The sequence below is a fragment of the Klebsiella sp. M041 genome (assembly GCF_059759695.1).
In genome coordinates this window covers 16,430-30,271 of record NZ_JCAXWU010000017.1, presented here as the reverse complement: position 1 = coordinate 30,271, position 13,842 = coordinate 16,430, and the positions used below count along the sequence as shown (strand labels likewise).

General features: G+C 59.1%; 12 protein-coding genes. 5 read left to right on the top strand and 7 right to left on the bottom strand.

Annotation, left to right across the window (positions count from 1 at the left end; genetic code table 11):
• Positions 1-75 precede the first annotated feature (75 nt).
• Positions 76-1,104 carry a DNA-binding transcriptional regulator CytR gene (cytR, locus tag AC6CWS_RS20515; protein WP_004203676.1) on the bottom strand — a complete coding sequence of 343 codons (1,029 nt, stop codon included), beginning with the start codon at positions 1,102-1,104 and terminating at the stop codon, positions 76-78.
• 150 nt (positions 1,105-1,254) lie between these two features.
• The gene (gene priA, locus AC6CWS_RS20510; RefSeq protein WP_065883459.1) at positions 1,255-3,450 is read right to left on the bottom strand and encodes a primosomal protein N'; all 2,196 of its coding nucleotides are present in this window, start codon (positions 3,448-3,450) and stop codon (positions 1,255-1,257) included.
• 252 nt (positions 3,451-3,702) lie between these two features.
• Between priA and rpmE the strand changes: the two genes are divergently transcribed.
• Positions 3,703-3,915 (top strand): 50S ribosomal protein L31, encoded by a 213-nt coding sequence (gene rpmE / locus AC6CWS_RS20505; protein ID WP_002882922.1) that lies wholly within the window; start codon positions 3,703-3,705, stop codon positions 3,913-3,915.
• Between the two features lie 101 nt (positions 3,916-4,016).
• Here the strand turns inward: rpmE and metJ are convergent, their stop codons facing one another.
• Positions 4,017-4,334, bottom strand: coding sequence for a met regulon transcriptional regulator MetJ (metJ, locus tag AC6CWS_RS20500; RefSeq protein WP_002882924.1), 318 nt, complete (start codon positions 4,332-4,334; stop codon positions 4,017-4,019).
• 267 nt (positions 4,335-4,601) lie between these two features.
• On the opposite strand from metJ, the gene metB reads away from it, so the two are divergent.
• Both metB and AC6CWS_RS20490 read left to right on the top strand, forming a co-directional pair.
• Positions 4,602-5,762 carry a cystathionine gamma-synthase gene (gene metB, locus AC6CWS_RS20495; RefSeq protein ID WP_004203678.1) on the top strand — a complete coding sequence of 387 codons (1,161 nt, stop codon included), beginning with the start codon at positions 4,602-4,604 and terminating at the stop codon, positions 5,760-5,762.
• A 2-nt stretch (positions 5,763-5,764) separates the two neighbouring features.
• On the top strand, positions 5,765-8,197 hold the full coding sequence (locus AC6CWS_RS20490) for a bifunctional aspartate kinase/homoserine dehydrogenase II (protein ID WP_065883455.1): 2,433 nt from the start codon (positions 5,765-5,767) through the stop codon (positions 8,195-8,197).
• Positions 8,198-8,235: 38 nt separating this feature from the next.
• Here AC6CWS_RS20490 and AC6CWS_RS20485 read toward each other — a convergent pair whose 3' ends face one another.
• Complete coding sequence (locus AC6CWS_RS20485; protein ID WP_023291530.1) at positions 8,236-8,607, bottom strand: carboxymuconolactone decarboxylase family protein; 372 nt, start codon at positions 8,605-8,607, stop codon at positions 8,236-8,238.
• A 91-nt stretch (positions 8,608-8,698) separates the two neighbouring features.
• Between AC6CWS_RS20485 and AC6CWS_RS20480 the strand changes: the two genes are divergently transcribed.
• Positions 8,699-9,640, top strand: a complete 942-nt coding sequence (locus AC6CWS_RS20480) for a LysR family transcriptional regulator (RefSeq protein WP_065883454.1) — start codon at positions 8,699-8,701, stop codon at positions 9,638-9,640.
• A 194-nt stretch (positions 9,641-9,834) separates the two neighbouring features.
• On the top strand, positions 9,835-10,722 hold the full coding sequence (gene metF, locus AC6CWS_RS20475) for a methylenetetrahydrofolate reductase (protein ID WP_023291532.1): 888 nt from the start codon (positions 9,835-9,837) through the stop codon (positions 10,720-10,722).
• A 94-nt stretch (positions 10,723-10,816) separates the two neighbouring features.
• Here metF and gldA read toward each other — a convergent pair whose 3' ends face one another.
• From gldA to AC6CWS_RS20460, 3 genes are all read right to left on the bottom strand, one after another.
• Positions 10,817-11,920 carry a bifunctional L-1,2-propanediol dehydrogenase/glycerol dehydrogenase gene (gldA, locus tag AC6CWS_RS20470; RefSeq protein WP_032454483.1) on the bottom strand — a complete coding sequence of 368 codons (1,104 nt, stop codon included), beginning with the start codon at positions 11,918-11,920 and terminating at the stop codon, positions 10,817-10,819.
• Between the two features lie 54 nt (positions 11,921-11,974).
• The gene (gene fsa / locus AC6CWS_RS20465) at positions 11,975-12,637 is read right to left on the bottom strand and encodes a fructose-6-phosphate aldolase (RefSeq protein ID WP_044520931.1); all 663 of its coding nucleotides are present in this window, start codon (positions 12,635-12,637) and stop codon (positions 11,975-11,977) included.
• Positions 12,638-12,842: 205 nt separating this feature from the next.
• A complete protein-coding gene (locus tag AC6CWS_RS20460; protein ID WP_223822593.1) occupies positions 12,843-13,784 on the bottom strand; it encodes an AraC family transcriptional regulator in 942 nt (313 codons plus the stop codon).
• Positions 13,785-13,842: the final 58 nt, after the last annotated feature.

Genomic DNA, 13,842 nt, shown 5'->3' with positions numbered 1-13,842 from the left:
TATTCGTTCGTCAGCCCGCCATGTTACTTAAGCGGCGGGCCTTTGACCAGAAGAGCAGGCCCGAAAGCCTGATGGTTATCGTCTGATTTTTTGCGTACTGCCGCGAACAATCAGTTCGCAATCGAGCAGGCGAGAGCCGCTGTTCACGTTATGACCCTGCATTTGCTCAAGTAATAGCAGCATTCCTTCACGGCCGATATCAAAACGCGGCTGTGACACGGTGGTCAATGGCGGATCGCAAAATTCAGACAACGCGATGTTATCGAAGCCGACAATCGACAGGTCGTCCGGCACTTTCAGACCGCGGCGTTTCGCCAGCGATAAGGCGCCCAGCGCCATCACATCGCTATGGCAAAAGACCGCGGTGGGCGGTACCGGCTGCGACAGCAGCTGCTCCAGCGCATTGGCGCCAGCTTCGAAGGTAAAGTTGCCGCGAGCGATATAGTGCGGGTCAACGGTGATACCGCTGCGGCGCAGCGCCTGCACGTAACCCTGCAGGCGATAATGGCACAGCGGCATATCTTCCGGGCCGGCGATGCAGCCGATACGCTGGTGTCCCAGCTCGTGAAGATAGTTTACCGCGTTAAAAGCCGCCGTCAGGTTATCGATGTGGACGGTGGGCAGCTCCAGCTCCGGCGCGAACTCGTTCGACATGACCATCGGCGGCAAATTGCGCTGCTCTTCCACGCTGGCGTCAAACGGCAGGCGCGAGCTGAGCAGCACCATGCCGTCAATCTGCTTGGTGATGATAAGGTCGATAAAGGTTTTTTCTTTCTGATTCTGGTGGGCGCAATCGCCGATTAACACCAGATATCCGTGCTCGGCGGCAGTGACTTCAATACCGCGGATCACTTCGCTAAAAAAGGGATCGCAGATATCCGGGACGATCACGAGGATCGTCCGCGATTCGTTGCGCTTCATATTGCGTCCGAGCGACTGCGGTAAATAGCCGACTTCCAGCGCCGCCTGCTCGACCCGGTTACGGGTGGCTTGCGACACCTTATCAGGGTTCATCAACGCTCGGGACACGGTTGCCGTGGAAACGTTTGCCTTTAAGGCGACGTCTTTCATGGTGGCGGCAACCACTTGTTTTTTGGGCTTCACCTGGTTTCTCCTCGCTGAATGGCGCTGGCATTTCCCTTGCGCGCTAACTGCTGCATCATTTTTATCAGATAGTCGCGGCAGTGAGTTACAGAATTTTCATGAAAAACGTGATGCTTGTTAAATTTTTCGATCCGGCTCGCAAGAGAAGGCTTACCCTTCAATAGGATCGACATCCAGCACCCACTTCACTTTTTTCGCCTCCGGCAGCGTATTGATCAGCGCCAGCGTACCGCTGACGATATGCTGCAGGCGTACCCGCGAAGGATGCTGCAGCAATATCTGCCACCGCCAGCGGCCGCCGCGCTTCGGCGCCAGCGCCGGAACCGGACCGAGCACCCATAGCTTGTCGTCGGCCAGCGGACTGGCCTGCAGCAGATTGCGCAGCTGTTGTAAAAACAGCGGCGCCTGCTGGTTGTTATGGTCTTCCGCACGAATCAGCACATGGCTGGTCCACGGCGGTAGCTGCATTGTCTGCCGCTCTGCCAGCGCCTGTTCGGCGAAGGCGTCGTAGCCTTTATACAGCAGGGTCTGCAGCAGAGGGTGTTCAGGATGGTGGGTTTGCAGGATCACTTCGCCCTGTTTTCCTGCCCGTCCCGCTCGCCCGGAGACCTGGGTATAGAGCTGAGCGAAACGCTCGGCGGAGCGGAAATCCGCGGAAAACAGCGCCCCGTCGACGTCCAGCAGGGAGACGAGGGTGACGTCCGGGAAGTGGTGGCCTTTGGCCAGCATCTGGGTGCCAATTAAAATACGCGCCCCGCCGCGATGGACGGCGGCGAGATGCTCCTCCAGCGCCCCTTTGCGGCTGGTGGTATCGCGGTCGATACGCGAGATAGGCACGTCAGGGAACAGCGGCGCCAGGGCCTGCTCCAGCTGTTCGGTGCCGATACCCACCGGCACCAGGTGCGTGGAGCCGCAGGAGGGACATTGGCGCGGGATAGGGCGCTGACTGTCGCAATGGTGGCAGCGCAGATGGTGCTGCGCCTGGTGCAACGTGTAGTAGCTGTCGCAGCGCGGACATTCCGCTATCCAACCGCAGTCGTGGCACAGCAGCGCTGGCGCAAAGCCGCGGCGGTTAAGAAACAGGATCACCTGGTTATCCGCCTGCAGATGCTGGCGCATACGGTTAATCAGCGCGGGAGACAGACCCGCCTGCAGCGGTTGCCCTTTGAGATCGAGCACGTGCTGCTGGGCAGGGCGCGCATTGCCCGCGCGTTTGCTTAAGGTTAACTGGCGGTATTTGCCCTGGCGGACGTTATGCAGGGTCTCCAGCGCCGGCGTCGCCGAGCCGAGAATAATCGGGATCTGTTCGCTGTGGGCGCGCCATACCGCCAGGTCGCGGGCATGGTAGCGCCAGCCCTCCTGCTGCTTGTAGGAGCTGTCATGCTCTTCGTCGATAACGATGACGCCGAGGTCTTTAAACGGGGTAAACAGCGAGGAGCGGGTGCCGATCACAATGGCCGCTTCGCCGTTTTTCGCCTTCAGCCAGGCCGAAAGACGTTCGCTGTCATTGAGTCCGGAGTGCAGCACTTCCACCGGCGCGTTAAAGCGCTGGCGGAAACGGGCGATGGTCTGCGGCGTCAGACCGATCTCCGGCACCATCACCAGCGCCTGGCGCCCCTGCGCCAGCACATTCTCCAGCACGCTCAAATAGACTTCCGTTTTCCCTGAGCCGGTAATACCCGCCAGCAGCCAGGCGGAGAAGCGATCGGCGGCGCTGTGGATCGCCCCGACGGCGGTGGCTTGCTCGGTATTAAGACGCAGGCGTTCGCCGGCAACCGAATACGCGCTGCGCCAGTCGGTGAGGGCGGGCGCTTCGCAGGCCAGCTCCGCCAGCCCTTTGCCGCGCAGCGCCTGCAGCGCCGCTTCATTAAATTCCAGTTCGCCAACCTGATGACGCCAGATTTTTCCCTGGCGCAGCGCCGCCAGCGCCTGCTGCTGCTTCGGCGAGCGTTTCAGACCGTTAAGGTCGACGGCCTGCCCCTGCTCGGTGGCGAACCAGTACCACAGCGGCGTCGCGCTGGCGGGTTTGCCCTGGCGCAGCAGAATGGGCAGCGCATGGAACAGCACATCGCCAATCGGATGATGGTAATACTCAGCCGCCCACATCAGCAGCCGCCAGATGGTACCGGAGAAGACCGGTTCGTCGTCCAGCGCTTCCGCGACCGGTTTTAGCTCGTCCAGCTGCAGCTCGCTGCGTTCGCTGACCGCCGCGACAATACCGATCCGCTCCTGTTTGCCGAACGGCACCCGCACCCGACAGCCCGCTTTGACCGCCATGCCTTCAGGCAGCAGATAGTCAAAAGTGCGCGGTAGCGGAACGGGTAGGGCAACGTGGGCGACGGGCATGTCATCTTCCTGACTTGAAATCTGGCGGGATAGTATACACATTACGATAAGGCGGCGCGGATCAGTTTGCATATGCTGGTCAAATTCTGTATGATTCGCCGCCTTTGATGCGCTTTATATCGCATTGAAGATTGACCATTACCGCGTGCTTCACGCTGTCAACAGCGTAGAGGGCGACGGGAAATTACTAATATCGCGTGGTGTCTGGCGTTAGGGCTGGAAGAGCGACGCGGCCTTAACTGAGGTTCTCCCATGAAAAAAGGTATTCACCCAAATTACGACGAAATTACTGCTACCTGTTCTTGCGGTAATGTCATGAAAATCCGCTCCACCGTAGGTCACGACCTGAACCTCGACGTGTGCGGCAAATGCCACCCGTTCTTCACCGGCAAACAGCGTGATGTTGCTACCGGTGGCCGTGTTGACCGCTTCAACAAGCGCTTCAGCATCCCGGGCAGCAAGTAAGTTGCCAGAAGAAGCCGCCTCAGGGCGGCTTTTTTGTGTCTCTCGCCTGCCTGGGCGGGAAAGAAAAAGGGCGGAAGCGTGCTTCCGCCCTTTTTATCGTCTCAGTATTCCCACGTATCCGGGTCGATACCCAGTTCACGCATAATCGCTTTCGCCGCTTCCGGGATCTCATCGCTGCGCTCTTTACGCAGGTCTTCATCGTTAGGCAACGGTTGTCCGGTAAAGGCATGCAGGAACGCTTCGCACAGCAGTTCGCTGTTGGTCGCGTGACGCAGGTTATTCACCTGACGACGCGTGCGTTCATCGGTGAGGATTTTTAACACCTTCAGAGGAATGGAAACCGTAATTTTCTTTACTTGCTCACTCTTCTTACCGTGCTCAGCGTATGGGCTGATATATTCGCCGCTCCATTCAGCCATGAGATACCTTAATCCTCTGTTTATTAGTGAAGGGCCAGAATATTCCGCCCGGGCTATAATCGCGCGTAGTTTACCGTATGCGCGGGCTTTCTGACATGAGATAAGCCGCCGCCGACGTGCGCTAATGCATATAATTTTAACGGCTATTTGCACTTTGCTCAATCTATACGCAAAGAAGTTTAGATGTCCAGATGTATTGACGTCTATTGTGACAATGTTTACTCTGGAGCCTGACTTTTCACCGATTCAGCCCAGGAACTTCCCAACATGACGCGTAAACAGGCCACCATCGCAGTGCGTAGCGGTTTAAATGACGACGAGCAGTACGGTTGCGTTGTCCCGCCGATCCACCTCTCCAGTACCTATAACTTCACCGACTTTAATGAACCTCGCGCTCACGACTATTCCCGCCGCGGCAACCCGACGCGTGATGTGGTGCAGCGCGCTTTAGCGGAGCTGGAGGGCGGCGCTGGCGCGGTGCTGACCAATACCGGTATGTCGGCGATCCTGCTGGTGACGACGGTGTTCCTTAAGCCTGGCGATCTGCTGGTGGCGCCGCACGACTGCTACGGCGGCAGCTACCGTCTGTTCGATAGCCTGGCGAAGCGCGGCTGCTATCGCGTTCAGTTCGTCGATCAAAACGATGAGCAGGCGCTGCGGGCGGCGCTGGCGGAAAAACCGAAGCTGGTGCTGGTCGAAAGCCCAAGTAATCCATTGCTGCGGGTGGTGGATATTGCGAAAATCTGTGGTCTGGCGCGCGAAGCCGGGGCGATCAGCGTGGTCGATAACACCTTCCTGAGTCCGGCGCTGCAAAACCCGCTGGCGCTGGGCGCCGATCTGGTGTTGCACTCCTGTACTAAATACCTTAATGGCCACTCTGATGTGGTGGCCGGGGTGGTGATTGCCAACGATCCGGCGACTGTCACCGAACTGGCATGGTGGGCGAATAACATTGGCGTCACCGGCAGCGCCTTCGACAGCTATCTGCTGTTGCGCGGGCTGCGGACGCTTTCTCCACGCATGGAAGTGGCGCAACGTAATGCCCTGGCGATCGTCGAGTATCTGAAAACCCAGCCGCTGGTGAAAAAGCTGTATCATCCGTCGCTGCCGGAAAACCAGGGGCATGAAATTGCGGCGCGTCAGCAAAAAGGTTTTGGCGCAATGTTAAGCTTCGAGCTGGACGGTGACGAGCAGACGCTGCGCCGCTTCCTGAGCGGGCTGTCGCTGTTTACACTGGCGGAATCGCTGGGGGGCGTTGAAAGCCTGATTTCCCATGCGGCAACGATGACGCATGCCGGCATGGCGCCTGAAGCGCGTGCCGCCGCCGGAATTTCAGAAACGCTCCTGCGTATTTCGACCGGTATCGAAGATGGTGAAGATTTAATTGCCGACCTGGAAAATGGCTTCCGGGCAGCAAACGAGGAATAAAGATGAGTGTGATTGCGCAGGCAGGGGCGAAGGGTCGTCAGCTGCACAAATTTGGTGGGAGTAGTTTAGCGGATGCGAAATGTTACCTGCGCGTCGCGGGGATCATGAAGGAGTATTCGCAGGCGGGGGACATGATGGTCGTCTCCGCCGCTGGCAGCACCACCAACCAGCTGATCAGCTGGCTTAAGCTTAGCCAGAGCGATCGCCTTGCTGCGCATCAGGTTCAGCAGTCGCTTCGCCGCTATCACACCGAGCTGATTAGCGGTCTGGTGGAGCCTGCGGCGGCGGATACGTTGATCGCCGCCTTTATCCACGACCTTGAGCGTCTGGCTGGTCTGCTGGACGGCGGGGTTTCCGAAGCGGTCTATGCGGAAGTGGTCGGCCATGGGGAAGTGTGGTCCGCGCGCCTGATGGCGGCGGTTCTCAACCAGCTGGGAATGGAAGCCGCCTGGCTGGACGCGCGCGCGTTCCTGCGCGCGGAACGCGCCGCGCAGCCGCAGGTGGATGAAGGATTATCCTATCCACTGCTGCAGCAGCTGATGGCGCAGCATCCTAACAAGCGTCTGGTGGTGACCGGCTTTATCTCCCGCAACCAGGCCGGTGAAACCGTCCTGCTGGGCCGTAACGGGTCTGACTACTCTGCCACCCAGATCGGCGCGCTGGCGGGCGCTTCCCGCGTCACTATCTGGAGCGACGTCGCCGGGGTGTACAGCGCGGATCCGCGCAAGGTGAAAGACGCCTGTCTGCTGCCGCTGCTGCGTCTGGACGAAGCCAGCGAGCTGGCGCGTCTGGCCGCGCCGGTGCTCCATGCCCGCACGCTACAGCCGGTTTCCGCCAGCGATATCGATCTGCAGTTACGCTGCAGCTATACGCCGGAACAGGGTTCCACGCGCATTGAGCGCGTGCTGGCCTCCGGTACTGGCGCCCGGATTGTCACCAGCCATGACGATGTCTGCCTGGTGGAGTTCCAGGTGCCGGCCGGTCACGATTTCAAACTGGCGCATAAAGAGCTGGACGCCCTGCTCAAACGCGCCCAGCTGCGCCCGTTAGCCGTTGGCGTCCATGCCGACCGCAAACTGCTGCAGTTCTGCTATACCTCCGAGGTGGCCGACAGCGCGCTGAAGCTGCTCGATGAGGCAGGTCTGCCGGGCGAGCTGCGTCTGCGTCAGAAGCTGGCGCTGGTGGCGATGGTGGGCGCGGGCGTCACCCGCAACCCACTGCACTGCCACCGTTTCTGGCAGCAGCTGAAAGGGCAGCCGGTAGAGTTCACCTGGCAGTCGGAAGAGGGGATCAGCCTGGTGGCCGTCCTGCGCGCCGGGCCGACGGAAAGCCTGATCCAGGGGCTGCACCAGTCCTTGTTTCGTGCCGAAAAGCGTATCGGCCTGATGCTGTTCGGCAAAGGGAACATCGGTTCCCGCTGGCTGGAGCTGTTCGCCCGTGAACAAACCACGCTCTCGGCGCGCACCGGCTTTGAGTTTGTTCTCGCCGGCGTGGTCGACAGTAAACGCAGTCTGCTGAACTACGACGGGCTGGACGCCAGCCGGGCGCTGGCTTTCTTCAACGATGAAGCGGTGGAGCAGGACGAAGAGTCGCTGTTCCTGTGGATGCGCGCGCACCCGTATGATGATTTAGTGGTGCTGGACGTCACCGCCAGCGAGCAGCTGGCAGACCAGTATCTTGATTTCGCCAGCCATGGCTTCCACGTGATCAGCGCCAACAAGCTGGCGGGGGCCAGCAGCAGCGATAAGTATCGCCAGATCCACGACGCGTTTGAGAAGACAGGGCGCCACTGGCTGTATAACGCCACCGTGGGCGCCGGCTTGCCGGTGAACCATACGGTGCGCGACCTGATCGACAGCGGCGATACCATCCTCGGCCTGAGCGGTATCTTCTCGGGAACGCTCTCCTGGCTGTTCCTGCAGTTTGATGGCACCGTGCCGTTCACCGACCTGGTGGATCAGGCGTGGCAGCAGGGTCTGACCGAGCCGGATCCGCGCGTCGATCTGTCCGGTAAAGATGTGATGCGCAAGCTGGTGATCCTCGCGCGGGAAGCGGGTTACGACATCGAGCCGGATCAGGTGCGCGTGGAATCACTGGTCCCGGCGCACTGTGAAGAGGGTTCGGTCGATCACTTCTTTGAGAATGGCGAAGAGCTGAACGAGCAGATGCTGCAGCGCCTGGAGGCGGCCCGCGAGATGGGGCTGGTGCTCCGCTACGTGGCGCGTTTTGATGCCAACGGCAAAGCACGCGTCGGCGTGGAGGCGGTACGCGAAGAGCACCCGCTGGCGGCGCTGCTGCCGTGCGATAACGTGTTCGCTATCGAAAGCCGCTGGTATCGCGATAATCCGCTGGTGATCCGCGGGCCCGGCGCCGGGCGCGATGTGACCGCCGGGGCGATCCAGTCGGATATTAACCGTCTGGCGCAGCTGCTGTAGTCCCGGGAAAAAGACCAGGCGCGGCCTGGTCTTTTTTGTTAGTGCGCCGCAAAAACTGCTTTAGCGGCAAACAGGCCGTTTAGCGCCGCCGGGAATCCGGCGTAGACCGCCATCTGCATGATCACTTCCGTAATTTCCTCTTGCGTCAGACCGACATTTAATCCCGCGGCAATATGCACTTTCAGCTGCGGCTCGGCGTTACCCAGCGCGGTGAGCGCGGCGATGGTGGCGATTTCCCGGCTACGCAAATCAAGCCCTGGCCGGGCGTAAATATCGCCGAAGGGGAACTCAATCAGATAGCGGGCGAAGTCGGGGGCGATATCCCGCAGGCTGTTGACGACGGCCTCCCCGCCGCTACCGTCCACGCGCTGAAGCATTTCCTGACCGGTGGTATAACGTTCGCTGGACATCGTTTTTTCCTCTCTGTGATGATGCGTTGAGAGGAAGGGTAGGGAAGTTTACCGGACTTGAGTAATACCCTTTTCGTGATACCTTTTCAGTATGACAACTTCGCGATTACATTCTCTCGATATCCGCCTGCTGCGTGCCTTTGCCGTGGTAGCTGAGGAAAATAACATCAGCCGGGCGGCGCAGCGGTTATTTATCTCGCAGCCGCCGCTGAGTCGCCATATGCGCTATCTGGAAGCGCAGCTGGGGGTGACGCTGTTTCAGCGCCATAGCAAAGGCCTGATCCTTACCGACGCGGGCAGAGAGGTGCTGGCGATCATTCGGCCCATGCTGGCGCTCCAGGAACGCACGCTGGCGGCATTGAGTGAGCTCTCCGTTCACTCGCCGCCGTCTCTGCGTCTGGGCGTAACCACCGCCTTCGAACAAGGCATTTTCGCTGCTGTTGAATCTGCGCTGAGCGAACATACCCGCGGGTTGCATATCACCCGCCACGCCTCACCGGCGCTGGCGCAGCAGGTGCGCAAAGGCAAACTCGATGCGGCGCTGGTCGCGCTGCCGCTCAATACTGAAGGGCTGCACCTGCATCCATTGCCGTATCAGGAGCCGCTCATCGCGGCAGTGCCAGCCTCCTGGCCGGAAGCCGTCATACCAGCGTTAACGCTAAGCGCGCTCAATCATCGGCCGCTGTTCTGGTTTAAACGCGAGCGTAACCCCGATTTCTTTGACTACACGCGGCGCATTTTCGACCGGGCTGGCTATACCCCCGCTTATGTGGAAGAGCCTGCCGAACATGATGTGCTGCTGGCGCGAATCGCGCGTGGGGAAGGCATGATCCTCCTGCCGGCGTCCTTTTCCGCGATCCAGCGTCAGGGGGTAGTGTTCTGTCCTGTCGCTGAAGGCGACAGCATGCCGTTAAGCCTTGGGGTGATCTATGCGCCTCACCAGGCAGGAGCCGTGCAGCAATGGCTCTCACTGCTGGATGATCACCTGACGACTTGCTCGTCCCATGCTGAATATCGTTCTACCCCATGTTGACCGCAGAGCGGGCTCTTTCGGCTGGCAAAGCGCCGGTAGATGAAGTTTTTTCATGTTGGCAGCCTTTTCCTCACTCTTTACGCAGATTTTTCTATTGACGCCCGGGCGCTTTTCCGTCATTTTTACATCTGGACGTCTAAACGTATAGAAGTTCGCAACACAACAGCCATTACATGCGATTGATGAGGTAAGGTATGAGCTTTTTTCACGCCAATCAGCGGGAAGCCCTGAATCAGAGCCTGGCGGAAGTCCAGGGCCAGATTAATGTGTCCTTTGAATTCTTTCCGCCGCGCACCAGTGAAATGGAGCAAACCCTGTGGAAATCCATCGATCGCCTGAGCAGTCTGAAACCGAAGTTTGTCTCGGTGACCTATGGCGCGAACTCCGGCGAGCGCGATCGCACCCACAGCATCATCAAAGGTATTAAAGAGCGAACCGGTCTGGAAGCGGCGCCGCACCTGACCTGTATCGATGCTACTCGCGATGAGCTGCGCACTATCGCCCAGGATTACTGGAACAACGGCATCCGCCATATCGTCGCTCTGCGCGGCGACCTGCCGCCGGGCAGCGGTAAACCGGAGATGTACGCCGCCGATCTGGTCACTCTGCTGAAAGAGGTGGGAGATTTTGATATCTCCGTCGCCGCGTATCCGGAAGTGCATCCGGAAGCGAAAAGCGCGCAGGCGGATTTGCTCAACCTGAAACGCAAAGTCGAGGCAGGCGCCAACCGCGCGATCACCCAGTTCTTCTTCGATGTGGAAAGCTACCTGCGTTTTCGCGATCGCTGCGTCTCGGCGGGCATCGACGTGGAAATTATTCCGGGTATCCTGCCGGTTTCCAACTTTAAACAGGCGAAAAAGTTTGCGGATATGACCAACGTTCGTATCCCGGTGTGGATGTCGAAAATGTTCGAAGGGCTGGATAATGACGCCGAAACCCGTCAGCTGGTGGGGGCGAATATCGCCATGGACATGGTGAAGATCTTAAGTCGGGAAGGGGTAAAAGATTTCCACTTCTACACCCTTAACCGCGCCGAAATGAGCTACGCCATCTGTCATACGCTGGGCGTGCGTCCGGCCTGAGTGTTTGCCGTTTCCGCCGTCAGTGGGCGACGCGTCCGGCTGATAAACATAAAAAAACACCCGGCTGACGCCGGGTGTTTTGTTTTGCTCTGGATTATTCCCATTCCTGCAGGAAGCGCTGGCCATATTGGTCGGCGACCAGCAGCGCGGCGTAGACCTGGTCGGCGTCGACGCCGCCCGGCATATTGTGGATGGTTTCTCCTTCAGCGCAGGCGGCTTCCGCCACCAGGCGCATTTTGGTCGGGATGTCGCCTTTGATATCCAACTGCGCCAGCGTGATCGGCAGCCCAACGCTGTGACACAGCGCGGCGACAGTCTCGATCTCTTCCACCGGCGCGTTTTCCAGCACCAACTGCGTCAGGGTGCCGAACGCCACTTTTTCACCGTGATAATAGTGGTGAGCGTCAGGGATGGCCGTCATGCCGTTATGAATCGCGTGGGCTGCCGCCAGGCCACCGCTTTCAAAACCGACGCCGCTCAGATAGGTGTTGGCTTCCACCACCCGCTCCAGCGCCGGAGTGACCACGTGCTGTTCGGCGGCCAGCATCGCTTTTTCACCCTCTTCGAGTAAGGTGTTGTAGCACAGCTCGGCCAGCGCCAGCGCCGCCTGGGTGCATTTTCCGCCCGCCATGGTGGTGGCGCCGCTGCGTGAGCAGGCGCGGGCTTCGAACCAGGTGGCCAGCGCATCGCCAATCCCGGCGGCCAGCAGGCGAGCCGGCGCGCCAGCAACGATCTGCGTATCGACAATGACCATGTTAGGGTTGTGCGGCAGCATCAGATAGCTGTCGAACTCGCCTTCGTCGGTGTAAATCACCGACAGTGCGCTGCACGGCGCATCGGTGGAGGCGATGGTGGGGGCGATCGCCACCGGCACCTTCATAAAATGGGCCAGCGCTTTCGCGGTATCCAGGGTTTTACCACCGCCGATCCCCAGCACGGCGGTGCATTTCGCACTGCCGGCGATATCGCGCAGGCGATTGATTTCATTATGCGAACATTCACCGCCAAACGGCGCGATTTCCGCCGCCAGGCCGGCGTCAGCCAGGCTTTTGCGTAGCATCTCTTCCGCGAATCCCAGCACGAATTTATCGCCAACGACCAGCCAGCGTTCGGCCAGCGGTTTCAGGTAGTCGCCAAGGCGCTTGATGGCGCCTGCGCCCTGGATGTATTTGCCTGGTGATTGAATAATGCGATCCATTTCGATTCCTCCTCGATGACCGTGATGCCGCCCGCAGGCGGCGCGCGGGTCCGGTTACAGGTTCAGCGTGCCAAAGGCGTTATTCCAGTCCTGTTCAAACTTCTCTATGGCTGACTCTACCGCAGGGGTGCCGAGCATTTGTTGCGCTACATCTAGTGGAAGGGTGATTGCTTCGCAGCCAGCCAGCAGGCAATCCAGTGCCTGACGGGGCGTTTTGAAGCTTGCCGCCAGCACTTTGCTTTCGGGCGCATGCATTTCCAGCAGGGATTGCAGTTCCTGCACCATGCGGATGCCGTCTCCGCCCTGAGCGTCGACGCGGTTAACGTAAGGCGCGACGTACTTTGCGCCGGCCAGTGCGGCCAGCAGACCCTGTGAAGCGCTGTAGACGGCGGTGCCAAGGGTCGGGATGCCTTCTTTCTTCAGCATCTTGATAGCGGCGAGGCCTTCGGCGGTGACCGGGATTTTGACCACGATGCCCGGCACGGCGTTGCTCAGGCGTTTGGCTTCTGCCACCATGCCCTGCGCATCGCGGCTCATGGTCTGCGCGAACAGAATCCCTTCCGGGCCAACGGCTTTTTGCAGGCGCGGCAGTACATCCCACACCGGGGTTTTACCGGCGGCGATAATGCTCGGGTTGGTGGTCACCCCGGCCAGCGGGTAGATGCGGGCCAGGCGTTCCACTTCGGCGACGTTGGCGGTATCCAGATAGAGTTCCATAGCGTTTTCCTCAATGCTTAATTCGGTGCTGTCGTTGAGGTAAGCATACGGCTTTCGTTCGAAGGATCGCCAGATGACAAATTTGCCAAAAACTGGATAAATGTACGCATCGTGATTAAGGATGATTTAGATCACATTTATCGATGCTGGCTGGGATGGCAGGAAACTATAGCGCGCACAAAAGTCAGGTTTAACACACAAAAATCTAGTTCTTTGCCGCCGACGATTTTTCCGTCAGCTGGCTATGGTACTGGCGGCGGTATTCAGACGGCGAGCGTTCCGTGGTTTTGCGGAACAGGCGGCAGAAGTAGTTGCTGTCGGCGAAGCCGCAGGCGTGGGCGATGTCTTTCACTTTCATATCGTGGCCCTTCAGCAGCATACGGGCCTGTTCGAGACGAATGTGGTTTAGATATTCATTGAAGCCCATTGGCCCACATTTCTGGAACAGATGGGAAAGATAGTTGGGAGAGAGATAGAACGCCTGGGCGACCGATTCCCGGCTCAGCGACTCCGCGTAATGGACCTCGATGTACTGACGGATTGCCTCGAACAACGCCTGGCTGCGCGAGGAGGTTTGCGCCTGGCTGCCGAGAAGATCATGGCAGTGGCTGAGCAGGCTGATGACGATGCTGCGGGCGGTTTGCTGCTCCTGCGGCTGCATCCGGATCTCGTTGAGGGCCTGCAGCAGGAAGGAACCGACGCGCGGCCCGCGACGCAGCGCCTGTAGCTTTTCAACAACGGCGATCGTCTTGCCATTCCAACGCTGCAGCGAGCACTCCAGCTGCTGCTTAGCGAACAGGATGCTTAACAGCAGGCAGGGCGCCTGCCACTGTGGGCAGTTCCAGCTATCGCCAGGAATATAGAGCACGTCATGGGCCTCCAGGAGCGGGGCGTTATCGCCGAGCGCCTGGTCGCGCAGCTGCCCATCGAGGAGGATATTCAGACGGGGAAAATCAACCTGCACCACCGGTTCAGCAGGCGAGCGCGTCTCGCCGGCGAAATAAACCCGTCCGAGGCTGGTCTGCTTTTTTAGCAATGCATCAATAAGTTGATTGATATCGTTGTCCATCATTGTTCCGCCCCGCGCATCACCCTTTTCATCATACCGGACATTATTCCAGCGGTAAAAGCGCCAGCCTGTCGCTATTGCTTCTCAGTTACGATATGTTATATCGTAACAATTTGTCACCATTGATAACAAACTC